Origin of the sequence: Bremerella sp. P1, assembly GCF_028748185.1 — a bacterium.
Classification (GTDB): Bacteria; Planctomycetota; Planctomycetia; order Pirellulales; family Pirellulaceae; genus Bremerella.
Genome location: NZ_CP118164.1, coordinates 5,253,260 through 5,275,504, shown reverse-complemented (window position 1 = coordinate 5,275,504; position 22,245 = coordinate 5,253,260). Strand labels below are relative to the sequence as shown.

Below are 22,245 nucleotides of genomic sequence, written 5' to 3'. Positions count from 1 at the left end.
CAGCCGTGCAAAGGGTTGAGCATGAGGTTTAGCCAGCGTCTTGCAGGCAGTAACGGTTGGCGACCGATACGCCACTCATGATGGAACCAATGATCCCGACGTAGCCTTGATCGGTTCCGCAAATGTACAGGTTATCGAGGTGCGTGGTGCCGTCGAGGTGCTTCTCAGGGGCGCCATACACGGCACCATTCTTGTGCCAAGTGTATCGATGAATGGTCTTGGGCGTGAACATATCGACCGCAACCACATGCCGGCGAAATTCGGGAATGAACCGCACGACGCTGTCGCTGATCAGGTCGTACCAGCGATTCTTCTCGAAGCGGTACTGCTGTTCTGGCAGATTCACCCAGCGGTCGTAGTTCGCCAGGGCCGTAACACGGAGGTAGCCTTCGTCCAGGTTCGCTCCGTCCTGATAGTCAAAATTGTTCGGCGAGCAAATAACGCCGGTACGGACATCGCACAGTTCGTCTTCCGGCTTGACCCAATGAAACTTGTTCGAGTCGTTGAAGAAGACAATCGTAGAGTCGTATCCGACCTCAACCGGTTGCTTCTTGATGACCGAGATCGTTTCGACGAAGCTCAATCGGCCTGGCTGACCGACAGGAGGCTTGATGCCTTCCTCGCACATCCGCATCGTTTCCCACCAACCGGCGGATGAAACAACTTTGCGGCCCATCAATTCGGTACCGTCGTCGAGTGTCACCCCAACGCACTGCCCTTCTTCGATCTTCAGCGAAGAAACGCCTGTCCGTAATTTGAGTTCGCCACCCAGCTCGCGGAATTTCTTGACCAGGTTCTTCAGCAGCAGCCGCACCCCTTTGAGCGGACGGGCGAAGCCTTCCATATAGATGCTGCGGAACATGATGCAGAACTGGCCCCAGTCCATGTCCTGCTCACGGGCATTGCCGTACCACATCAGTGGGCACAGAAGCATCTCGACCAACAATGGATCGGTGATGATCTCGGACAAGCGAGTGCGAGCCGAGCCTGCGTAGTTGTTCGGCGTGATGTCGTCGTAGTCCATGATCTGCCCACGCAGGCGATCGAAATTATCGGCCTGCTTCGGAAATCGCTGGGCGATCTCGCTGCGTAGAAGTTCAATGTCGTTATCGAACTTCAACTCAACGCCCGGAAACATCACCTTCGAGCCCAACTGGGGGCATAAGGCGAACTCATCCCATTTGAATCGCAACTGCCGCAGAAGCCGACCGAGCGGTCCCTTCTTTTCACCCTTCTTGGTGAAGTTGGTCACCGCGTGCAGGCCGACATCGAAATCACGGCCGGCCATGCGATAGAAGGAATTCAGCCCACCAATCGTGTTGTGACGCTCGAGAATGCAGACATTCTGACCGAAGTAGGCCAAGCGAATCCCGGCCGCCAGCCCGGACATGCCTGCGCCGATAATGATCGTGTCGTACATCGTGACAAGAAAGTCCTTGTGGCGTCCGAATCGAATTCTCTCGTCCGCGAAGGGAGAGAGGGATTGGGTGAGGGGTTTTATCTAGTGCGTGACGAGATCAATCGACCGATGATTGGGTTCGCCCCTCATCCGCCCTTCGGGCACCTTCTCCCTGATGAGGGAGAAGGAACGGTGGTCGAACTTACAGATCTTTCATCTTTGGTTCGAGGTAAGCAACCGTGCTGCTCATCGATGCCAGTTCCGGGTATTCTTCTTCCGGAATTTGAACTCGGTGACGCTTACGGAGTTCCATGACGATGTCCAGGAAGTCCATGCTGTCGAGTTCTAGCTGGTCGCGAAAGGGCTTATCGTCGTCGATATCCGTGATGTCGTCATCCGGAGCGATGTCCCGCAAAATGTCCAAAATTTCTTCACGGATTTCCGCTGGCGTCATCCCGATCTGGCTCCTTCAACCGTGTGCTTTACAGCTTCTTGATGATTACTACTGAGTTAATGCCCAGCATTCCGAACGAGTTATTCAGAATGACCTGAGCTTTTCCGAGTTCGCGCGGCTGATTTAAAACCAAACCGTCGATGGCACATTCAGGATCCAACTCGTCGACGTTGATCGTGGCGTGACAAACGCCATCTTCAAACGCAGGCAAGTTGCCGGCTAGTTCCAAAGCCCCAGCCGCTCCCATCGCGTGCCCGATAAAACTTTTTGTATTGTTGACGAACGTTGTTTCGCTTTTTCCGAAGACATCGCGAATCGCCGTGCATTCCTGTTGATCGCCGAGCGTCGTGCCGGTGGCATGCGTACTGACGATATCAATGTCCGTGACATTCATCCCAGCTCGCTTTAAAGCCAGGTTAATGCACTGTACTTGTCGCTCGGGGTTGGGCAGCACGAAGTCGGTCGCGTCGGTGTTCATCGCGTACCCGGCGAGTTCGCCGTAGATCTTCGCACCGCGTTTTTTCGCATCCGATAACCGCTCAAGCGTATAAATACAGCCACCTTCGGAAACGACGATGCCGTTTCGCTGGGTGTCAAAAGGGCGCGAGGCCTTGGTAGGGTCTTCGTGATGGGCCAAGGCTCCTTGGCTCTTGAAACCTGCGAAGATCCCAAATGTTTGGATACTTTCCGACACGCCACCGGCCAATGCCAAGTCGCATTCCCCCAGACGCAGCATCTGGGCACCCTGGATCAGCCCCGCATTCCCCGCGGCACAAGCAGCACCAATCGTGTAGTGCGGGCCGACAATACCCATCGTCAGGCAAATTTCGCCAGCTGGGTTATTGGCAACCGTGCGGGGGTTGTGGTGGTGCGACCAGAACGAGGTGTCGTAGTCGTAGCCTTTGATGTTGTAGACTTCGTTTTCTGTTTCGACGTTGCCGTGCTCGGTGACGCCGATGTAGACGCCGACCATGCTTTTGTCGGTGTTTTCCCAGTCGACACCACTATCGGCAATCGCTTCGCCGGCACAGTAAATCCCGATGCTGCCGGCACGCGTTCCGCGGCGGATCTCCCGTTTCTTCTGGTAACGGGTTGCTTCGTAGTCGCAGATACCAGCCAGGGTCTCGCCGACGTAGCGGATCTCGTAATTCTGCACACCGCTCTTTCCCTCGAGCAGGGCAGCTCGGTACTCGGCATACGAATTGCCATTAGGCGCGGTCAGACCGATGCCCGTAATGACAATGCGCTGCGAATCGGGAAGTTGTTCGGCGGTGGCAATCATTTGCCCATCCTCGGCAATTTAACGGAAACCGTTCAAGCTACCGATTCCCTGGAACCTTGACAAGTCACCTGCGGGAAGCCAAATCGTCGCACAGACGCTTCATCCCCTCTTCGGTAGAGACTTTCGGCGAGTAGCCCAAGTCGTGTCGAGCAGCGGAGATATCGAAATAATGATGGGTGGCAAGTTGCCTGGCAAGGAACCGAGTCATGCGTGGTTCTTCGTGCATTCGACCGATCATTTTATAGGTCGTTTCCATGGCTGCACCGGCATAATAGGCAACGTTTGCCGAAACACGTTTCCGAATCGGGGGAATGCCTTCCATCGCCAGAATCTCGTTTATCCAGTCCCACAGACGAACCGGAGCCCCTTGAGTAATGAAATAGGCCTTACCGCCGACCTTCTCGGGCGTGTTCGCGAGCGCCCCCGCAGCTTGGATATGGGCAGATGCGGCGTTTTCGACAAAAACCATGTCGACCAGGTTCTTTCCGTCCCCAACGATCCGCAACTTTCCCGATTTTGCCCGCTGAATAAGCCGCGGAATCAAGTGACCATCGCGTGGTCCCCAGATGAGATGAGGACGCAAAGCACAGGTCACCAGGGCTCCAGGCCGATTCGCTTGAAGCACTGCCTGTTCCGCGATCGCCTTGGAATGGGGATAGTGGGCCAGCCATTTTTCGGGATATGGGGCCGATTCATCTACCCCCTTCTGGTCGGTTCCATTGAAGGTCACGCTGGGACTGCTGCAGTAGACCAGACGCTCAACATTCCAAGCCAGGCAGGCATCGATAATGTTCTGGGTGCCTTCGACATTGATGCCGTAGTAGTCTTCCCAGCGTCCCCAGATGCCGGCCAACGCGGCCACATGGTAGACGACTTCGCAACCCTTCACGGCCCCTTCGACAGCAGCCCGATCGCGAAGATCCCCCTGAATGCACTCGACGCGGAGTGCTTCGAGTTCCGGGTATCGCTGCCGCGAGAGGACTCGCACGGTTTCCCCGTGCATGAGTAGCTGCTCGACGATATATCGGCCGAGGAATCCGCCTCCGCCGGTAACCAGCACGCTCAAGTGTTGCTCCGGATGCCTATCTTGTCGTCGCTTGGGGCGTTTAGAGGCCCTGAATCATGGACTTGGGAATCTTGAACCGGTACGAACCACTTCGGCCAATCGCCTCGCCTGGCAGATCGAGGTACAGATTCTCGACCTTGCTTGGGTCGAAGTCTTCTGGCACGTCGAAGACGATCGCATCGGTCCCTTCTTCCGCAGGCTTGAACGTCTTGCTGGGGGTCCACCATTTCAGGTCGGCAAGATCATCAAACTTGAGGGGATAGTACATGTTCTTGTCGTCGTCGGAAAGCTGGGCCGTACGAATTGCCCCATTTTCCGCAGTAAATTGATTCCCATACCAGCTCTTGAAGTCAAACGTCTTGTCCGATCGATTTGACAGCTCTAGATAGACGTTCATGTAAGGCCGACCATTGGAGGTGACTAGTTCGCCTCCCTCGTCGCGACCGCGGACCTCGCCCCAGTCGATGTGGTTGATCTTTACCTTGAAGCCTTCCATGGTGGCCGAATTCTTGGCCGGGACCCAATTGATGTAGATATCACCCTTTTCGGCGGCTTCCATGACCTCTTGAATCTGGTTGCCACTGTTGGCCACGCCGTCATTCACGTAAGGGGACTCATCGACGACATCATCGCCTGAGCCGATTTCCAGAATGCCCATCGCCACCAATCCGAAGAACAGCACCACGGCCAGGAACATCGGCAGCACAACGATTTTGGCGATCTTCAGAATCAGATCGACCGGGATTCCACCCGATTCGAGTTCTTCTTCCCCTTCGGCGTCCTCTGCCCCTTCTTCCTGCTGAGTCTTGGGCTGGGCCTTCTTTCGTAGCGGTTTACTGCCGGGCTCCCTCGGTGTGATCACCGGTGCGCTGACTTGGGGTGTCGCCTGGGGAACAACAAACAGGCCCTGGCAAGTAGGACATTGGACCTGAGTCCCACCGGGACTAGTTACATTGAGAACGGTCGAACAGTGAGGGCACTTGAGATGCATAGGTTGGAAAAGCCTTCGATCGACAGACAAGGGGTCAGCAGTAGTTTAATGCGGCAGGACCGATTCGAGCCGCTCCTCAGCCCAAACCTTCAATTTTTCGCGGAAAATCTTCGAATTGTGCCGTACATCTACCGGAAAATTGGGATGCAGCAGGAAATGTTCTATTCGCTCGGTCAATGCGTTTTTATTGCCGATTTCCCGTAGTTGGTCCATCAGTTGGTCAATCTCTTGCGGCGTATCGGGGTACATCCCAGGCCACGGCTGAACGATGACAACAGGGATTTGCTCCCCAGGCTCACCCATCCCAACCAACGCACTACGAAAGATTTTTTCGTGTGTATTGAAGATCGATTCGACCGGAATTGTGAACATCGAGCCTTCGGCCGTTTCCAGGCGATGCGACTTACGGCCACAAAACCAGAAACGGTCCTGCGTATCGAGATAGCCGACGTCTCCCATCCGATGCCACACGGCGTCCCCATCGTAGATCTTGGAAAGACGCGTCGCCTCGTCACTGGTCGCGTATCGCCGCGTAATCACAGGACCGCGGACAATCAGCTCGCCAATTTCCCCGCGTGGAAGCGGATTGACCTGTTCGACCGTTTCGATGGCTTCGTCTGAAATAGCGATCACCTGCCAATCGATCCCCTCGAAACGCGACCCAACGCAAGTACCGCCCCCTTCATTGGAACGCTCGATCGTTTCGCCCAATACCTCGCTGGCCGAGATCGAAGCCACAGGTAGTGCTTCAGTTGCTCCGTACGGCGTGTACATCTCAGCATTCGGAGCTGCCTTCTTCATACGCCGCAGCACATGCGGAGGAACCGGAGCCCCAGCCGAAAGCACGCGTTTGAGAGACGGCATCCAGAGGTTCTCTCGTTCGCAGAACTGGCCGACGGCATTCCATACCGCTGGCGATGCGAAGGACTGGGTCGCTTCCCAATCGGCGACCGCTTCCAGGATGTTTCGCGGATCGACCGTCGCAGGGCGGCTGAAATCCATATCGGGGATGACCGAGGTCACCCCCATCGCGCTGTTGAACAAACCAAACAGCGGAAAGCCTGGCACATCGATGTCGCCTGGTTGAATGTCATATCGTTCTTGAATGAACTGCACTTGGCGGCGAAATCCTTCATGCCGGAACTCAACACCCTTGGGAGGCCCCGTACTTCCGGACGTGAAGATGATGGCCGCTTTATCATCCGCAGTCGCGGCGAACGGCTGAAAGTCCCCGACATCGGTTTGGCGAAGCTGCTCAAGCGTCGCACCTCCCCAGAACCATGTGCGACCGACCGTCACGTTCAGCTTGGCGTCGCGGTAACGCCGTCCGCACAGCTTGCGAACGGCATGGACAATCGGAATGCCCACAAACCCTTCTGGCTTGACCTGATCGAGACAGGACAGGACATTCTTCTTCCCCATGCCGGGGTCGATCAAGATGCTGACGGCCCCGACCTTGAACAGTGCAAATACGAGCGAAACAAAATCGATTCCGGGGCGGACCATCAGTGCCAGTCGCGTGCCAGGGACGACTCCCATCTGCGACAATCCCGCCGCGATGATCGTGCTGTCCTCTGCGAGCTTGGCGAACGTGATCGAATCGTACTGCCGATTTCCCTGGCCATCTCGCTTTCCAGCAACGGCAATCGCGGTTGCGTCGGGCCTGGTCGTCGCCACTTCATCCAGTAGCAATCCCACATTGAAAACGGTCGATATCATCGTGGCATCCGCCATTTAGCTTCTCTCTGGTCCAATGGTCCCTGACGGGAGAGGGTTCGAGGGACGTTTTGCGGCAATTTTGGCCACCACGTAATCCACGAGCTTCGCCGCGACATCCACGTCGCATGCCGCCGAAAGCCCTTTCCATCCTGGGACAGCGTTGGCTTCCAGTAAATACCAGCCCCCTTCGCCGTCCGGCAAAAAGTCAAGCCCAGCGATGTCCAGATCGAGCGTCTTTACCGCCTGAAGTGCCACCTGTGCGACCTCATCGGGAATCGACTCTGGGGTGGCGCTGGCACCTCGACTGAGGTTCGTCCGCCAACTGTCGGCCGAGGTCCGCCGCATGCCCCACATAGTATCGCCCAGCACCAACACGCGAAGATCATAGCCAGGGTGAGGAACAAACCTTTGTAGGTAAATAATCTGCCCCATCTGCTGCAGGGTCTTAAAGACGCGATGCGCAAGATCGGCATCCTCGACCCGCATGATACCCCGCCCTTCTCCGCCGAAGATCGGCTTCACCACCACCGAGGGTCCCATCGCTTCAAAAGCGACCATCGCATCTTGCCAGGTCTGACAGACATGCGTCTCGGGGACTCGATAGCCTGCGGCCGATAGTTTGGAAAGAGAGAGGTACTTATCGATCGCCAATTCCATCGACTTCGGCGGGTTGATGATCAGCACGCCTTGCCGCTCGAGCCCAGCCAAGGCGTCCATCCGAAACACGACCTGTTCCAGCGAACCCGGCGGCATCGAGCGAACAATTACCGCGTCGAAGTTTTCCGACAACATCGTATCGGCCGAGATCGACTCGCCACCGCCAATACGGGACTGCAGAGCCGAGAATTCCAGACGCTCGACATTGGCTTTGCCCGTCGCCGCTCGCTGCAGGTCCTGGAAATACCAGCTATCTTCGTTGGCCAACACGCCGATGCGTGGTAGTCGTGCAATTCGATCCATCGCCGCGATTAACCTTGCCCAAACGACTTGGCGAGCACTTCCAGGTTCCGCTGGCCAAAGATCGTTGATTTGCCATCTTGCAGACTCACCAGGCAAACTTCCGCCGGGCTGAACAGCAGCGGGTCGATTTGGTAGAAGTCGAACTTGGCGTCACGCAGAATCTTTTCAAACGGCTGCCCGTACATCGAAGACGTTCCGCTGGGCAATTTCTCGCCGAACTCGCGTAGTCGCCCCGAGATTTCGTTTACCCACAACGTCACCATGCCACCGTATAAGATGGCATCGTTCGTACGGCCGATACCCACCACATCGTCGGCGGCAATCGGCGGCAGCGGGGCAGCCCCGAAGCCACTGGCGATCTTCGAGAGATCGAACTTCAGCTCGTGCAACTTGTGGAGACACGTTTCCACGCTCCGGGCAACCACTTGGACGTGGCCTGCGATGCTGGCTGTTCGAGCCACCAGCAGGACTAGGTTCTTCGGGTCCACATGGCAGTCGGCGGCGATTTTCTGACAAACTTCATCTCCCGGAAGCTGAGACGTCTCCAGAATGCCGATCGCAACGGGGTAATCATCGGTCAGGTTCAGCTCTTGAATGACGGGCTCTTTGGCGGCTTTTACCCGCATCGGCCCCGATCCCATTCCGAAGAAATTCTCGGTTTTGATCTGCCAGCCGGCGTACTGCGAAGCAATACAGGCCATTTCGGGGCGATCGGTGCATACGTTGACAAACGTCCGCGTGCCCGGGGCATCCCCCAACGAGAACGACACTTCCCCCAGCCCAGCCAGGCAGATCTCAGCCATCTGACGGCCTGCTTCCAATCCCCCTCGACCTGCAGTCACCCCCAAATCCAGGACTTTGGCCCCGCATTCAAGCTGAACCAGTTCCGCTCCGATTTCTCGTGGGGTTTCAATAATCGGCTGTACCAGGGCATGTGCCCGCTGGTTTAATTCCAAGATCTTCTCCTCAACGATAGTTCTTGTCCCCTCGCCCCTGAGGGGAGAGGGTTAGGGTGAGGGGTTTTGACTGGACCATGGTCGCAACACAACTACCACAGGCGTCGGTTATGAGCAAAAGCGAAGCCCCTCCATCATCCCTGTCTTTCCTAAATGCTGCAATGACGTCCCGTGCGGTGTGACGGCAGTGCTATTGACGCTTTTTGCCGCATTCTCCTATACTCAGTCGCTTGTTTGTAAGCATTTTATATGAAACGCTTTAGTAGCAATCACGCTGCGACGGCGTTTCCCGCAGGCCCCACTCTTAAAGCGTTAAATCAGCGATGAAGTCGGAACGTCGGCACGAAATTCAAGAGAATTCCCTGGCTCACTTTCTCGAAGGTATTCTGGAACAAGCCAAACCCCACGCGACGATGATCGGCGGGGTCGCGTTAGCGATTTTGCTGGCGTTCGTTGGTTATGTCATCCTGAATACCGATAGCGGCGTCGTAAAGAACGAAGAGTGGAGTGCCGTTTATTCGACACTCGACCAGTCGTTCCGCGTCGGCGAAGACGATGTCAAACGCCAGGAAGTTGCTCAGGAATTCGCTACGCTCTCGACCGATTTCGGTACTTCGCGTCCTGCATTGTGGGCCGAGTACTTCTACGGTCAACAAAACCTGACACAAGCCAGCGACTTGGCGTTCAGTGATCCTCAATCGGCTGCTGCCGATATCGAGCGAGCTTTGAAGTCGTTCCAGAAGGTTTACGACTCGGCTGACCTGCCGGTTCTCAAGGTGAAAGCCCTATGGGGTATGGCCGAAGCTTACGAACTGCAAGCTACCAAGGAATCCCTGGGTAAGGCCAAAACCAACTACGAAGAAATCCTGGTTATCTGGCCAGACACCAACACCTCAATGCTGGCGGAAGAACGCATCAAGCGTCTCAACAATCAAGGGGTTGACGGTTTCTACGCCTGGTACCGCGATCAAGACTTTGCTGCTCGGGCCGCGGAAGTCGAACGCGAGAACCGGGCTCCGCTGGAAGGCGGACTGCCAGGCATGGACATGAACCTGGAAGCCCCAGGCGGCGGCCTGTTCGATACACCAGGCGCTTCTAAGCCAGGCGCAGGCAGCGATCCCCTCTTCACACCCAGCATGGACCTGAAGGGCGCTGACGGCGAAGGTCCTGCTCCGAAGCCATCTTCCTTCACCGAAAAGGAAAAGGAAGCTGCCGAAAAGCCTGCTGAGCCGATGGGCGAAGAAGACAAGCCCGCGGCGACGACTGAAGAAGCCGCTAAGCCAATGGCCGAATCCGCGGAAGAAGCTCCTGCGGAAGAAAAGCCTGCTGAAGAGGAACCAGCCAAGGAAGAAGCCGCGGAAGAGAACGCCGAATAAGAGCTCCTCCCCTTCGGCAGTCCACGCGATAAAATATCTGCATGGCCACTTTCCGGTGGCCATGCTTTCTTTCTTGAGTGTCATTTCATGCGATACACGGTCGACAAAACAGACGCCGGTCAGCGGCTCGATCAATTCGTAACCCGCCGCATTAAAAAGGCGAGCCGAGCCCAGGTACGCGAAGCGATCGACGAAGGCCAGGTCACCATCAACGATCAGGCCATGAAGCCATCGTACAAGCTGCGCATCGGCGATGTCGTCGAGTACCCCGAGATCAATGCCCGGCAGGAAGAACAAACGCCGGAGAATGTCGACCTGGACATTCTGTATCAGGACGAGCACCTGGCGGCTATCAACAAGCCCCCAGGCATGGTCACGCACCCGGCCAAGGGCCACTGGGACGGTACGTTGACCGCGGCACTGATCGCGAAGTTCAGCCAACTGAGCGACATCGGCGGGGCGTCACGCCCAGGCATCGTCCATCGGCTCGACCGCGATACGAGCGGCGTGCTGGTGATCGCCAAGAACAACGAAGCCCACGAGGCCCTCACGCAGCAGTTTGCCGACCGGATCACCGAGAAAGAATACTTCGCCATCGTCGCTAACTGCCCTGACCGCGACCGAGACGTGATCAACGAACCAATCGGGCCGCATCCTCGTTTTCGTGAGCGGATGTCAATCGTGCGGGACGATCCGGAAGCGAAAGAGGCGAAGACATTCTATGAAGTCGCCGAGCGATTTGACGGCTTCGCGGCGTTCAAAGTCTTCCCCAAGACCGGCCGCACCCACCAGATCCGTGTGCACCTGGCCCATATCAAGCATCCGGTGCTGTGCGATCGCGCGTATGGAAACCAAGCCCGCATCACGCTTGGGGAAATTGCACGAACGGATGACGAGCAGATAGTTCTTTCGCGAACCGCCCTGCATGCTCACCGCCTGAAGATTAATCATCCCGTGACCGGCGAACCGCTCGAATTCAAGGCGCCGATCCCTGAAGACCTTCACTCGACGCTGGTTGTGTTGCGTAAGTACCGCTCGGTATAGACCCGATCGCCAGGGTACAACAGCTGCATCATGTCTGGCGTCCCGATGGCCCGCGTCGTATAGAACAGCTCGCCGGCCCCGTAACCAGCCGTGGCCCCCAGGTAGACCGCAGCCCCCTTCACGCGTTCAAAGACGTACGCCTTCTCTTCGGGAAACTGTGTCTGGTAGCAGCGAATGCTTTCCAGCTTCCGCTCCAGGCAATCGGTAATGTCGTGCACAAAGCTGCCGGGAGCATCCAGCTTGTTGATCGGCTCGAAAGCGATCTTATAGTACAACTGCCGGCCAATCGTATGCACCGGCAAGTGATCGAACTTGTCGTCCCACTTCGTCAGCCGCGAATAGAAGACCGCCGCATCGGTGATCTGCATGGCCTGCCAATGATCTGGCGAAGCCATCGGCGTACGATCCCCAAACCCGATCACGACCTTGGGACGGTACTTGCGAAACTCTTTCGCCAGGGCAACGCGTGCTTCAAAGCTGTCGAACAGCTTCCGATTGGGTAGATCGAGCGTGATTCGCTTCTGCACACCCAGCACCTTGGCGGCTTCGGCAGCTTCGGCCAAGCGTGTTTCCGGGTCAGGCGAACGAGGCGTGGGTTCGCCATCGGTCAGATCGATGATCCCCACTGAATGCCCCAGATCGGCCAGCTTAGCAAGCGTTCCGCCACAGGCAATTTCGACGTCGTCGGGATGGGCACCCACAGCCAGGATTTCGATCTGGGGATATTCTTTTTCTACGTCAACAGTCAACGGATTCTCTCTTCTCCGCTACCTCTCCCACTAAGGGGAGAGGCAACAAGAGGTTATTAGCTCTTCTTCAGCGGCTTCTTAGCACTCACCAAAAACGTTGGGTTCGAGGCCTCGAAGCGGTGGCGTTCCAGTTGGTAGGTCGCGTGCGAGATGTTCACCATCGTGACCTTGGCCGATTCCATCTCGTTGTCGAACAGTTGGTGGACTTCGGCCAGGTTTTCGATGCTGCTGAGGTTACAAACGATTCGCCCGCCCGGCTTAATTCGGGTCATGGCCTGTTCACAGATACCGCGAACCTGGCGACCGGTTCCGCCAATGAAGACACAATCGGGATCGGGCAGATCGGCCCAGGCATCGGGAGCTTTCCCGAGCACGGCCTGGACGTTCTTCACGCCGAAGGCCTCGATGTTGGCGCGAATCAGGCCATGGTCTTCGGCATCCATTTCGATCGCATAGATCGAACCGTTTTCCGCGATCATGCCTGCTTCGATCGAGACACTTCCGCTACCAGCACCCACGTCCCACACGACACTCGTGTCGCCCAGGTCCATCAGGGAAAGCGCAATGCAGCGAACTTCCATCGGCGTCAGCAGACCACGCTTGGGCTTGGCCTGACGGAAGACGTCGTCCGGGTTACCGAACTTACGCTTGCCCACCAACGACATTGGTCGATCCGGCACGTCTGGCTTGCGAACGAGGATCATCACGTTGAGCGGGCCAAACGTTTGCTCGCTGATTTCTTTCAGATCACCTTGCGTGACGCATTCGTTGGGCGAACCGAGGTTTTCGCAAACATAGGCATGGAAGTAGTCGAGATCGTGCCCCAGCAGCGTCTTGGCAACTTCCCGCGGTGGGATCTCTTCGGTCGTGAACAGACCGATCGCTTCGGAAATCCGAGCAGCAGCCACGACTGATTCGAGTGGCTGGTTCGCCAGGTTGGCCAGATGGGCATCGTCCCAGCTTTCTTTAATTCGCGCAAAAGCCAACTGCATACTGCTGACGTGCGGAATGACATGGAAGCGGTCTTTGCCTAGCTTGTCGCACAGGTACCGCGACACGCCGTAGAACAAGGGATCGCCGCTGGTTAACAGAACGACATCTTTGTCGCTGTGCTTTTCCAACGCTTCCACGATTTCAGTCAGGTCGCCACTTACAGGGACCTTTTCGGCGGCAAGCTTCTCGACGTGGACCAGGACCTGAGGGTTTCCGATAATGACTTGAGCATCGCCCAAGATCCTCATCGATTGGCTCGTCAGCCCGTCGAGACCATCGTCGCCAATACCTACGATAAATATTCTGGGAGTTTTACTCACCGATTGTTCCAATTCCAAGCATCTGAAGTAGAAAAGACTTGCGTCGATTTTACGAGATGCGACGATCTCTGGAAAGTTCACCCACCCAGTCCCCGACGCCCCAATCTTTTCCAGGAGGACGCATCATGCCTACCGTAGCGGTTACCGGTGATCACTTTCACTTCCCCAAGCAGGAGTATCACGGCCTGTTAACCAAGGCCGGATACGAGGTTCGCTTTGTCGACCCCGTAAAACACGATCTCAACCGGTCCGACGTCCTGCTCGAGCAACTTGCCGGCTGCGATGCGGTAATGTGCAGCACCGAGCCCTATCCGGCAAATCTGCTCGACAAGTGCTCGGTCCGAGTCCTATCTCGTCTAGGCGTGGGCTTCGATTCAATCGATCTGGAAGCGGCTACCGCCAACAACATCGTCGTGTGCCGTACACCAGGCATTCTGCACGAGTCAGCAGCCGAGCAAACGCTGGCCTTCCTATTTGCGATCTTTCGGAATGTCATCGAACGTGACCGCCAGGTCCGCGAAGGGCATTGGAAACGAACCTGCTGGCCACGACTGGCAGGACAAACGCTAGGCCTTCTAGGACTAGGCCTGATCGGTCGCTGCGTTGCCGAAAAAGCCCTCGGCCTCGGTATGAAGGTCATTGCCTACGACCCTGTCGCGGCCCCACACGATGAAATTGAACTGGTGACACTCGATCGACTTTGGAGCCAGTCTGACATCGTCAGTCTGCACGCCCCGTGCACTCCAGAAACCGCGAATATCATCAATCACGTAACGCTTGAGCGAATGAAACGTGGTATGGTTCTCATCAACACGTCCCGCGGAGGGTTGGTCGACGAAGCGGCTTTGGCCGAAGCCCTTCAGTCGGGGCAGGTCCTTGCCGCGGGGTTGGATGTCTTTCACGACGAGCCACCACGACCGGACAATCCACTTTTGAAACTCGACAACGTCATCCTCGCCCCACATATGGCCGGGATGGATTTAGAATCGGAACGAGCCATGGCTACGATGGCTGCCGAGAACATCATGGCCCTGCATAACGGCCAGTGGCCGGCGGCAAACATTGTGAATCCCGAAGTCCAGCCGAACTGGAAGTGGTAATTGCGGCCGGACGCAGTCAAGAAATGAAAAACGCCCTCGCATTGGCCAGGGCGTTTCATGTGCTTTATCGCTCGATCGAGGCTTAGGCCTGGAACGACGAGCCGCAACCGCAGCTACGCGTGGCGTTCGGGTTGTTGAACGCGAAACCACGACGATCGATGCCGTCGTAGAAGTCGACCGTGGTACCGTCGAGGTAGAGTGCGTGCTTCTTATCGACAACGACTTCAACGCCGTGATAGTCGTACTTGGAATCCTTTTCTTCGTCGAATTCCTTCTCCAGCGTCAGGCTGTACGAGAAACCGCTGCAACCACCAGCGGTGATGCCAATACGCAGCTTGGTGCCTTCTTCGTACTTCTGATCTTCCAGGATTCGCTTGACTTCGCCGGCCGCTTTTTCGGTGATGACGACTGCCATGTTTTGTTCACTCCAGACGTTAATTAACGCAAACTTGTATGTGTTTATTATTACCGATGCCCCGAAACGGGGAAAGGGTGCAAATTTTCCTCGGGATTTCTCCAACGGCCTATTATTACCAACTCTACCCCAAAAATCGAGGGTGCGGGCTCCCGAAACCCTTGCTAGGCAATCAGCTTCCGCAGTTTATCCACCGCCCTGGCCACAACGTCAACGGCAAATTCCACGTCCTGGGCCGTATTGAACCGGCCGATCCCAAATCGCAGGCTGCTTCGCGTCAGATCCTCGGATAGTCCGATGGCTCGCAGCACGTGGCTAGGCTGGGGATTAGCCGAAGTGCAGGCCGACCCGCTCGAAACGGCGATCTCGCGGACGTTCATCATCAACGCCTCGCCATCGACCTTCTCGACCGCAAAGTTCAAATTACCCGCCAGACGGGCGTTTTCGGCCTCCAGAACGGGCCCATTCAAGTGCAAGCCACTGATCCGCTCGTTGAGCCCCGACCACAACTGCTCTCGCAAGTGGGCCAACCGCTGCGACTCCTGGTCTATCTCGGCCAGGCTCAAGCGGACAGCTTCCGCCAAGCCGACAATGCCCGGGACGTTCAGCGTTCCGCTACGCATTCCCCGCTGTTGGCCGCCGCCGAAGATAGCCGGCTGGAGACGAACCCGCGGATTTCGCTTCCGCACGTAAAGCCCACCGATCCCTTTGGGCCCGTACATTTTATGCCCGGAGAAGCTCATCAGGTCGATGCCCAAATGCTCGACATCAACGGGAATCTTCCCCACGGCCTGGGTCGCATCGCAGTGCAGCAGCACGCCTTGCTCTTTGCAGATCTGACCGATCTCGGCGATCGGATGGATCACGCCAATCTCGTTATTGGCAAGCATCACAGATACGAGCGCCGTGTCAGGGCGAATGGCGTCGCGCACCTGATCCGTATCGAGCATTCCGGCCAGCGAGTCCCCGGCCTGACGCGGCGAAAGCCGTGTGACCTCGAAGTCTTGGTGCTCCCACTGCTCGAGCGGATCGAGCACCGCTTTGTGTTCGGTCGTGACCGTCACCACATGATTGCCGCGTCGCCGACGCTGCGTCAGCACGCCACTGATGGCCAGATTGTTGCTTTCAGTGGCCCCACTGGTGAAGACAATCTCGCTGGTCTCGGCGCCAATTGCCGCGGCAATCGATTGCTGTGATGTTTCGACAAGCTGCTTGGCTTCTTCCCCGAACAGATGCCCGACGCTCGACGGATTGCCGTAGGTCTGAGTAAAGGTCGGTAGAATCGCCTCGACGACGCGAGGGTCGACCTGGGTAGTAGCGTGATTGTCGAAGTAGATGGGCACGATGGGAGCCAAAATGGTGAACCGGACATCAACGGTCACCATTGTACTTCATTGCTTCACCAGAAAACCCTCTTCCCAATCGAAGAGGGAACGCCGTGCCGATTAGCCGTAGATCGCTTTCAGGCAGATGCTCGACCAGGTCTCGAATTCTTCGAGCTTGGCCAGAAGATCGCCGACCGGACGGAATCCGGCGTCGAGGATGTCTTCTTCGTTGGGCATGACTTCCGGTCGTTCGATCTTGCAGAGATAAACGACGCCCAGGTGCACGCGACCAACTTCCGATTCATCGTCGTTGATCAAGCCGGCACAGACCATCTCGTGCGGGGCCTTGAAGCTGACTTCTTCTTCCAGTTCGCGACGCATCCCTTGCTGGAACGGGTCCTGGTCGCTGTTAGGGGCATCTTCGGAGGAGACATGTCCGCCGATCCCTACGCTGCGCTTGCTGTGCAGGCGGGACTCGCCCTGTCCCTTACCACGGACGTACTGGAAGACGTGCTTGGTGCCTTGGTCGTCTTTGTACTCAAAGATGACGTAAGGGATGAGCTGCTTGAACTCAGGCGACTTTTCCATGATGTCGCGCGGACGGAAGCTCATCTGCTCTGGCGTCAGCAGTTGATCCAGGTAGGTTTCCACATCGTCGTGAAATCCCTGGAATTGCCCGATCTCGTGGAATTTCTCAGTGGGAACCACTAAGACCTGTTCGACTTCCGCAATGCTCATCTACATTCTCCCTTCCATGTGGGGGCTTACTATGGGACGTTCCACGGGGGCTATCGTACCCAATTGCTATCAAGCTATCGACTACCCTCTCGCCTGCCCCGCTACGAGACAAGGGAATGTTTTCGCATCAGGCGAGAAGATTTACTTGGATTCATCTCAGAATAACCGTTTTCCGCGATAATTACCCGCGAAATCATCAGAATTCTGAGAAAAGTTTTTTAAAGAGCTGGAAAGCACCACTAACGGCCACGCTACAAAATCAGCATCGCATCGCCGTAGCTGTAGAAGCGGTATTCTTCGTTGATCGCTTCTCGATATGCCTGACGCAAAAGTTCGTCTCCACCGAACGTCCGCACCAGAATCAGAAGCGTCGATTTGGGCAGGTGGAAGTTGGTCAGCAAGACATCAACGGCCTTGAACTGATACGGAGGGCGAATAAACAGATTCGTTTTGCCCATCCAGGGCTCAAGCGTGCCACTTGCCGCAGCCGTTTCCAAGACTCGCGTGGCGGTCGTTCCCACGGAAACCACCCGGCCGCCGTTGGCTTTGACCTCTTTCAGGCGATCTACGGTGGCCTGATTGATTTCGCCGTACTCGAAGTGCATTTCATGCTCGTTGATGTTGTCGACACCAATCGGGCGAAACGTCCCCATGCCGACATGCAGGGTGACAAACTGCCGATCGACTCCTTGGGCACTGATCTTATTCAGGAGTTCGTGCGTGAAATGCAGCCCAGCCGTCGGAGCCGCCACGGCCCCTGGGTTTTCGGCAAAGACCGTTTGGTAGTCTTTCCAGTCCTCAGGCATCATTTCGCCGCCGCGAATGTAGTGCGGAAGTGGAACTCGCCCCACGCGTTCGAGCACTTCAAACGGGGACTCCTCGGTCAGCGGCTTCACGGCCCACTGCCCACCACCCAGGTTGGCCAGCAGTTCCAGTTCGGTATCTTCGCGTGCTTCGCGATTCTCGAGAATGACCTTCTCGCCTGGCTGGATCTTGCCGCGCGTCTTAGCCAGGACCAGCCAGTTTCCTTGCGGGTCGGTTTCGACAAACAGCCCTTGCCAGCGACCGCCGGTGTTGGCTCGCCTTCCCATCAATCGGGCCGGTACGACTTTCGTGTTGTTCAGTACCAGGCAGTCGCCAGAATTTAGAAACTCCGGCAGGTCCCGCACATGCTGGTGCAAGATTTCCTGTGTCTGACGATTAACGACCAACAGCCGCGCGTCGGTCCTTTTCTCCAAAGGTTGCTGCGCAATCAAATCGGAAGGAAGATGGTAGTCGTACTGGTCGATATTGGTCATAGAACTCGCAAAACATCAGTGAGAAACCGCTGGTCGACGTCCATCCATTGTGTCGTCCATGGTCGAGTATACGCCGCCGACCGGGAATTCGACTAGGCCCGCACGTACCGTCATTGGTTGCCAACACCATGTCTGAAGCCCCCAAACGCATTTTGATTGTCACCACGGAACTGGGCATGGGGGGTGCCGAACGATGTGTGGCCAACGTGGCCTGCCGTCTCGATCCGGCCAGGTACGAGGTGCACGTCGTGGCGCTCGCACCACCGCCAGAGCCACCCAAAGACGCGTTGGTTCGGCAGCTTGAAGCGGCTGAGATACCGCTCAACTTTCTGGGTTGTCGCACCAAGTGGCAGCTCCTTTCTGCCATCGATCGGTTGAAACGCATCATCTGCAAGACCAAGCCGGACGTCGTTTGGAGCTTTCTTTTCCACGCCAATATCGTCGCCGCGATGGCGACTCGTGCAGTGGACATCCATCGGCTGCAATCGCTGCGGGTCATCGAACAAGGGAGCTGGCGACGTCGGTTTCAATCGTGGGCGGCCCAGCGTGCTGATCGCGTGCTGTGCGTCAGCGAAGGTGTTCGTCAGTTCGCAGCCGAGACACTTCGTGTGCCTGAGTCGAAGTTGCTGGTCATACCCAACGGCATCGATATCGACGTGATCCAGCCAACGACCTACGCCGAGCCGGTCGACCGCAAGCACCGGATCATCGCCGTGGGGCGTCTCGATGAGCAAAAGGGATTCGATTGGTTGATCTTTCGACTTGCTGAGCTGCTGCGTGAGAAGCCTGATTGGGAACTCGTGATCGTCGGAGACGGTCAGCAGCTTCCAGAATTGTTGATGCAAGTCGAATCGGAGGGGCTGAATGAATCGGTTCGGCTTGTTGGATGGCAGGACGACCTCCCGAGTTGGTTTCGCGAGAGTGAGATCTATGCTCTCAGTTCCCGCTGGGAGGGGATGCCCAATGCATTGATCGAAGCCATGGCACACGGCTTACCGGTGATCGCTACGGACGTGGAAGGCGTTGGTGAACTCCTTTCCGGCGATCTCGCTCAGCAAAGGGTCACCCACGAGGAGATGCCCGAGGCCGAAACGCTACTTCGCCGAATGATGGAAGACGCAGCACTCCGCCAGCAGCTAGGGCAAGCCAATCGCCAACAGGTCGAAGCACACTTCTCCCTTCACCAAATGATCCAGTCTTACGAAACCATGCTGGACGACGTAATTTCCACCTCGCCCACGCAACGCTAGCAGCGAGATTCTGTAAGCTGCAAAACTTTTTCTACCGGGGGGCTTAATCGCAACTCTCGCGACGGCCAACCCTTAAATCCGCTAGCGTCATTTGCTAGCAAAATTTTAAAGCCGCTTTCTGGATTGACGAAAAATGCGGACCGAATATCCTCAATCAGATGCTCATCAAGCGACATCGATTGTTGATGTTTTGATTAATAACACTTTATCAACTAACGAATAACTTCTTACGTCCGAAGCTTGCTCCGCACGACGATGCCGCCCCGATTAGGCCACTATCGGGAGAACGTGTACCGTCACGGAATCAAAGATTGACGCCGGGTCGGGCAAGCCCTGTGAAGTCGCTAGTGCAGCGGTGACTCCACAAGATCCGTCGTTTTGGGGCACGGATGCGCCACGACGGATTTTTTCTCTCCCGCCCTGCCCCGCGATCGGTTGCTCCGGTAAGCTGAACGTTTTGCCCGAGTTTTCCCAGCCGATCCTATGGCCGCACCTACCGTTCACATTCCTGTTCTACCGGCAGAAGTCCTCGAGTGGCTTGACCCGCAGCCTGGGAAAATCCTGGTCGATGGCACCCTCGGCGGCGGTGGGCACACACGGATGATGGCCGAAAGACTCGGCGACAAGGGCTTTGTCGTTTCGGTTGATCGCGACGTTATCGCGTTGCAGCGGGCAGAAGAAACCCTGGTCGGACTTCCCGTAAAGATCGCACACGCCAACTTCGTCGAGATCCCCAAGATTCTCGATTCGCTCGATATCGACCTGGTCGACGGCATTCTGCTCGACCTGGGGCTATCGAGCGATCAACTGGCCGATCGTGAACGCGGCTTCAGCTTCGAGTCGGACGGGCCTCTCGATCTACGGTTCGATCTGCGTGACAAGAAAACGGCGGCGGACCTGGTCAATCATCTGAAAGAGAAGGACCTGGCCGACCTGATCTACCAGAATGGCGAAGAACGCCTAAGCCGGCGAATTGCCAAGAAGATTTGCCACATTCGCAAAGAAACACCGTTTATCACCGCCAAGCAGTTGGCGGACGTGGTCGTCAGTTGTTACCCACCCGTGGCTGGAAGTGGCCGCGGCAGAATCCACCCCGCCACGCGGACGTTTCAGGCCCTGCGGATCGCCGTGAACCGCGAGCTCTCGTCGCTGGAGACTGCGTTGGAAACGCTGCCGGATCGCTTGAAACCGGGTGGTCGCCTGGCCATCATCAGCTTCCACTCGCTGGAAGACCGACCAGTGAAGCAAGCGTTTCTCGATGACCCACGCCTCAAGCGGCTCACGAAGAAGCCCATCACGGCCAGCGATGAAGAGATTCGCCAAAACCCCCGTAGCCGAACCGCCAAACTGCGTGTGGCAGAACGCGTGTAGCGGAACGTATACCTCAAGAAACGAAAGATGCCCCGTCACGTGCGGGGCATCTTCGTACTCTGGTGAGATTTATCGCATTAAGGTTGGTATCCATCTTCCAGCGTATGCAGGAAGAGGACAATCTTCGCTTCTTGTTCGTCCGTTAGTCCCATGTTCACGGGCGGCGCGAACGGAGGAATTCTCGTCTGCGGCACTTCAGCCACTGAAGCCGGGAACAATTGATCCCGCTTGTTGTAGAACTCGACGACTTCTTCCATCGATTTGAAGATGCCATTGTGCATATACGACTTCACGAACTCTGGATAGGGACGTCGCGTAACATTTCGTAGCGTTGGCGTCTTAAACTTGCCTTCCTCATCGGCAATGATGTCTTCCGGCACGTCGCCAGGCAACAGCAGCGGGACGAGTTTGCCATCGGCGTGCAGGTCCTCCAACGTCTTGGCGAGACCACGATCAATGAAGTCAGCTCCATCTGGATTGATCTTCTTGGGCATGGAGTAGAACGGATTGTCCGGGTTCTTCGGCAAGCCAAGGTTGTGGTAGGCAAAGTCCGTGAAAAGAGGAGGGTTGTTTGGATCTCGTCCACTAAGGTGGCAACCAGCACACGCGCCTTGCCCTTCGAACAATGCGAGTCCTTCCAACTCGTCAGCGGTTAATGTCGCTTGACCCTTGAGCCAATAATCAAACTTGGAGGTGAAGGGGTTGACGCCGTCCGAACGTTCAAACGCAGCGATCGCAATCACGAGCTTATCGTAGGACTTCTCGACCACTTCAGGATCTTTGTAATCAAGCGAGTCTTCGCCCCAAACCTTTTTGAAGAGGTCGGCGTATTCACCTCTGGCAACTGCCTTGATGACTTTTTGCTTGTCCTGAACGTTCTGTTCCACTTCACTCAGAAATGGAGCCAACGCTTGTTCAGCCAAGATATCTTTGTTCGATAGACCAAGGATGGCGACACTCGGATCCAATTCCTTATGCCCGGTAGCACGGCCATCCCAAAACGTCCCGCCTTCCCACTCGATGAAGACAAAAGGTGCCGGGGGAACACGACGTAGCGGTCCAGCCTGGCCAGCATAAGCTGCCGATGGCGGCTTACGCGCACCGAACCGTGGTTTAATTGCCCCTGGGTGAATTCCGAATATCTCGTTGGCATCGGAATCGGAACTTGTAAAGCCTGTGTCAGGGCTATGACACGTTACACAGGCTTGCTTTTTCGGAATCGACAAGTTCTCGTCGAAGAAGAGCTCTAGACCTAAGTCTTCCACATCTTCAATCGTCGGAGGAGCTTGTGCCAGCCCCTCACTTGTCATCGAGAGTGCTGCCAGAAACCCGGTCAGCACAAATAGCATCGCAAAACGCCGTAACATCATTTCTCTCCCGTTTCGTCATCTGTTAGTTAAAACCAATGCGAGAAATGGCGGTCGTCGCGGAAGAGACTT

The 22,245-nt window shown here is 56.3% G+C and carries 20 protein-coding genes; 5 read left to right on the top strand and 15 right to left on the bottom strand.

The annotated features are described in order from the left end of the window. Window positions 1-28: 28 nt before the first annotated feature. From PSR63_RS21965 to mch, 8 genes are all read right to left on the bottom strand, one after another. Entirely contained in the window at window positions 29-1,420 is a 1,392-nt protein-coding gene (locus PSR63_RS21965; RefSeq protein ID WP_274327816.1) for a phytoene desaturase family protein, read from the bottom strand. Between the two features lie 181 nt (window positions 1,421-1,601). Next, the gene (locus PSR63_RS21960) at window positions 1,602-1,853 is read right to left on the bottom strand and encodes an acyl carrier protein (RefSeq protein WP_144974242.1); all 252 of its coding nucleotides are present in this window, start codon (window positions 1,851-1,853) and stop codon (window positions 1,602-1,604) included. A gap of 28 nt (window positions 1,854-1,881) precedes the next feature. After that, window positions 1,882-3,135, bottom strand: a complete 1,254-nt coding sequence (locus tag PSR63_RS21955; RefSeq protein ID WP_274327815.1) for a beta-ketoacyl-[acyl-carrier-protein] synthase family protein — start codon at window positions 3,133-3,135, stop codon at window positions 1,882-1,884. A 64-nt stretch (window positions 3,136-3,199) separates the two neighbouring features. Further along, window positions 3,200-4,195: an NAD-dependent epimerase/dehydratase family protein gene (locus tag PSR63_RS21950; protein ID WP_274334226.1), complete on the bottom strand. Its 996-nt coding sequence runs from the start codon at window positions 4,193-4,195 to the stop codon at window positions 3,200-3,202. A gap of 46 nt (window positions 4,196-4,241) precedes the next feature. Continuing rightward, window positions 4,242-5,192, bottom strand: coding sequence for a hypothetical protein (locus PSR63_RS21945; RefSeq protein ID WP_274327814.1), 951 nt, complete (start codon window positions 5,190-5,192; stop codon window positions 4,242-4,244). A gap of 45 nt (window positions 5,193-5,237) precedes the next feature. Beyond that, on the bottom strand, window positions 5,238-6,926 hold the full coding sequence (locus PSR63_RS21940; protein ID WP_274327813.1) for a fatty acid CoA ligase family protein: 1,689 nt from the start codon (window positions 6,924-6,926) through the stop codon (window positions 5,238-5,240). Then, window positions 6,927-7,871 carry an ATP-grasp domain-containing protein gene (locus PSR63_RS21935; protein WP_274327812.1) on the bottom strand — a complete coding sequence of 315 codons (945 nt, stop codon included), beginning with the start codon at window positions 7,869-7,871 and terminating at the stop codon, window positions 6,927-6,929. It lies immediately after the preceding gene. A gap of 8 nt (window positions 7,872-7,879) precedes the next feature. Then, window positions 7,880-8,827 (bottom strand): methenyltetrahydromethanopterin cyclohydrolase, encoded by a 948-nt coding sequence (mch, locus tag PSR63_RS21930; protein WP_274327811.1) that lies wholly within the window; start codon window positions 8,825-8,827, stop codon window positions 7,880-7,882. Between the two features lie 323 nt (window positions 8,828-9,150). On the opposite strand from mch, the gene PSR63_RS21925 reads away from it, so the two are divergent. Together PSR63_RS21925 and PSR63_RS21920 are read left to right on the top strand one after the other, a co-directional pair. Next, window positions 9,151-10,203, top strand: a complete 1,053-nt coding sequence (locus tag PSR63_RS21925; RefSeq protein WP_274327810.1) for a tetratricopeptide repeat protein — start codon at window positions 9,151-9,153, stop codon at window positions 10,201-10,203. Window positions 10,204-10,290: 87 nt separating this feature from the next. Further along, a complete protein-coding gene (locus PSR63_RS21920; protein WP_274327809.1) occupies window positions 10,291-11,247 on the top strand; it encodes an RluA family pseudouridine synthase in 957 nt (318 codons plus the stop codon). On the opposite strand, the gene PSR63_RS21915 is transcribed toward PSR63_RS21920, so the two are convergent. Beyond that, window positions 11,205-11,996 (bottom strand): PIG-L family deacetylase, encoded by a 792-nt coding sequence (locus PSR63_RS21915; protein WP_274327808.1) that lies wholly within the window; start codon window positions 11,994-11,996, stop codon window positions 11,205-11,207. The genes PSR63_RS21920 and PSR63_RS21915 overlap by 43 nt on opposite strands. A gap of 56 nt (window positions 11,997-12,052) precedes the next feature. Beyond that, window positions 12,053-13,309, bottom strand: a complete 1,257-nt coding sequence (gene cbiE / locus PSR63_RS21910) for a precorrin-6y C5,15-methyltransferase (decarboxylating) subunit CbiE (protein ID WP_274327807.1) — start codon at window positions 13,307-13,309, stop codon at window positions 12,053-12,055. 125 nt (window positions 13,310-13,434) lie between these two features. Here cbiE and PSR63_RS21905 point away from each other — a divergent pair, with 125 nt between their 5' ends. After that, the gene (locus PSR63_RS21905) at window positions 13,435-14,409 is read left to right on the top strand and encodes a phosphoglycerate dehydrogenase (protein WP_274327806.1); all 975 of its coding nucleotides are present in this window, start codon (window positions 13,435-13,437) and stop codon (window positions 14,407-14,409) included. Window positions 14,410-14,491: 82 nt separating this feature from the next. On the opposite strand, the gene PSR63_RS21900 is transcribed toward PSR63_RS21905, so the two are convergent. The 4 genes from PSR63_RS21900 to queA all read right to left on the bottom strand — a co-directional run bounded on the left by PSR63_RS21900 (window position 14,492) and on the right by queA (window position 18,185). Beyond that, window positions 14,492-14,824 carry a HesB/IscA family protein gene (locus PSR63_RS21900; protein WP_274327805.1) on the bottom strand — a complete coding sequence of 111 codons (333 nt, stop codon included), beginning with the start codon at window positions 14,822-14,824 and terminating at the stop codon, window positions 14,492-14,494. A 164-nt stretch (window positions 14,825-14,988) separates the two neighbouring features. Further along, complete coding sequence (locus PSR63_RS21895) at window positions 14,989-16,209, bottom strand: cysteine desulfurase family protein (protein WP_274327804.1); 1,221 nt, start codon at window positions 16,207-16,209, stop codon at window positions 14,989-14,991. Window positions 16,210-16,269: 60 nt separating this feature from the next. After that, window positions 16,270-16,887, bottom strand: a complete 618-nt coding sequence (locus PSR63_RS21890) for a phosphoesterase (RefSeq protein ID WP_274327803.1) — start codon at window positions 16,885-16,887, stop codon at window positions 16,270-16,272. 251 nt (window positions 16,888-17,138) lie between these two features. After that, the gene (gene queA / locus PSR63_RS21885; protein WP_274327802.1) at window positions 17,139-18,185 is read right to left on the bottom strand and encodes a tRNA preQ1(34) S-adenosylmethionine ribosyltransferase-isomerase QueA; all 1,047 of its coding nucleotides are present in this window, start codon (window positions 18,183-18,185) and stop codon (window positions 17,139-17,141) included. A gap of 128 nt (window positions 18,186-18,313) precedes the next feature. On the opposite strand from queA, the gene PSR63_RS21880 reads away from it, so the two are divergent. Both PSR63_RS21880 and rsmH read left to right on the top strand, forming a co-directional pair. Next, complete coding sequence (locus tag PSR63_RS21880; protein WP_274327801.1) at window positions 18,314-19,435, top strand: glycosyltransferase; 1,122 nt, start codon at window positions 18,314-18,316, stop codon at window positions 19,433-19,435. A 483-nt stretch (window positions 19,436-19,918) separates the two neighbouring features. Then, a complete protein-coding gene (rsmH, locus tag PSR63_RS21875; RefSeq protein ID WP_274327800.1) occupies window positions 19,919-20,806 on the top strand; it encodes a 16S rRNA (cytosine(1402)-N(4))-methyltransferase RsmH in 888 nt (295 codons plus the stop codon). Window positions 20,807-20,883: 77 nt separating this feature from the next. On the opposite strand, the gene PSR63_RS21870 is transcribed toward rsmH, so the two are convergent. After that, window positions 20,884-22,176 (bottom strand): cytochrome-c peroxidase, encoded by a 1,293-nt coding sequence (locus PSR63_RS21870; protein ID WP_274327799.1) that lies wholly within the window; start codon window positions 22,174-22,176, stop codon window positions 20,884-20,886. Window positions 22,177-22,245: the final 69 nt, after the last annotated feature.

What these genes read in the sequence shown, in the direction of transcription:
- PSR63_RS21880 (WP_274327801.1), top strand. Translation starts at nt 18,314, where the DNA reads ATGTCTGAAGCCCCCAAACGCATTTTGATTGTCACCACGGAACTGGGC.
- rsmH (WP_274327800.1), top strand. Translation starts at nt 19,919, where the DNA reads ATGGCCGCACCTACCGTTCACATTCCTGTTCTACCGGCAGAAGTCCTC.
- PSR63_RS21935 (WP_274327812.1), bottom strand. Translation starts at nt 7,871, where the DNA reads ATGGATCGAATTGCACGACTACCACGCATCGGCGTGTTGGCCAACGAA.
- PSR63_RS21945 (WP_274327814.1), bottom strand. Translation starts at nt 5,192, where the DNA reads ATGCATCTCAAGTGCCCTCACTGTTCGACCGTTCTCAATGTAACTAGT.
- PSR63_RS21940 (WP_274327813.1), bottom strand. Translation starts at nt 6,926, where the DNA reads ATGGCGGATGCCACGATGATATCGACCGTTTTCAATGTGGGATTGCTA.
- PSR63_RS21920 (WP_274327809.1), top strand. Translation starts at nt 10,291, where the DNA reads ATGCGATACACGGTCGACAAAACAGACGCCGGTCAGCGGCTCGATCAA.
- PSR63_RS21890 (WP_274327803.1), bottom strand. Translation starts at nt 16,887, where the DNA reads ATGAGCATTGCGGAAGTCGAACAGGTCTTAGTGGTTCCCACTGAGAAA.
- PSR63_RS21895 (WP_274327804.1), bottom strand. Translation starts at nt 16,209, where the DNA reads ATGGTGACCGTTGATGTCCGGTTCACCATTTTGGCTCCCATCGTGCCC.
- PSR63_RS21925 (WP_274327810.1), top strand. Translation starts at nt 9,151, where the DNA reads ATGAAGTCGGAACGTCGGCACGAAATTCAAGAGAATTCCCTGGCTCAC.
- PSR63_RS21955 (WP_274327815.1), bottom strand. Translation starts at nt 3,135, where the DNA reads ATGATTGCCACCGCCGAACAACTTCCCGATTCGCAGCGCATTGTCATT.
- PSR63_RS21900 (WP_274327805.1), bottom strand. Translation starts at nt 14,824, where the DNA reads ATGGCAGTCGTCATCACCGAAAAAGCGGCCGGCGAAGTCAAGCGAATC.
- queA (WP_274327802.1), bottom strand. Translation starts at nt 18,185, where the DNA reads ATGACCAATATCGACCAGTACGACTACCATCTTCCTTCCGATTTGATT.
- PSR63_RS21905 (WP_274327806.1), top strand. Translation starts at nt 13,435, where the DNA reads ATGCCTACCGTAGCGGTTACCGGTGATCACTTTCACTTCCCCAAGCAG.
- PSR63_RS21960 (WP_144974242.1), bottom strand. Translation starts at nt 1,853, where the DNA reads ATGACGCCAGCGGAAATCCGTGAAGAAATTTTGGACATTTTGCGGGAC.
- PSR63_RS21870 (WP_274327799.1), bottom strand. Translation starts at nt 22,176, where the DNA reads ATGATGTTACGGCGTTTTGCGATGCTATTTGTGCTGACCGGGTTTCTG.
- PSR63_RS21965 (WP_274327816.1), bottom strand. Translation starts at nt 1,420, where the DNA reads ATGTACGACACGATCATTATCGGCGCAGGCATGTCCGGGCTGGCGGCC.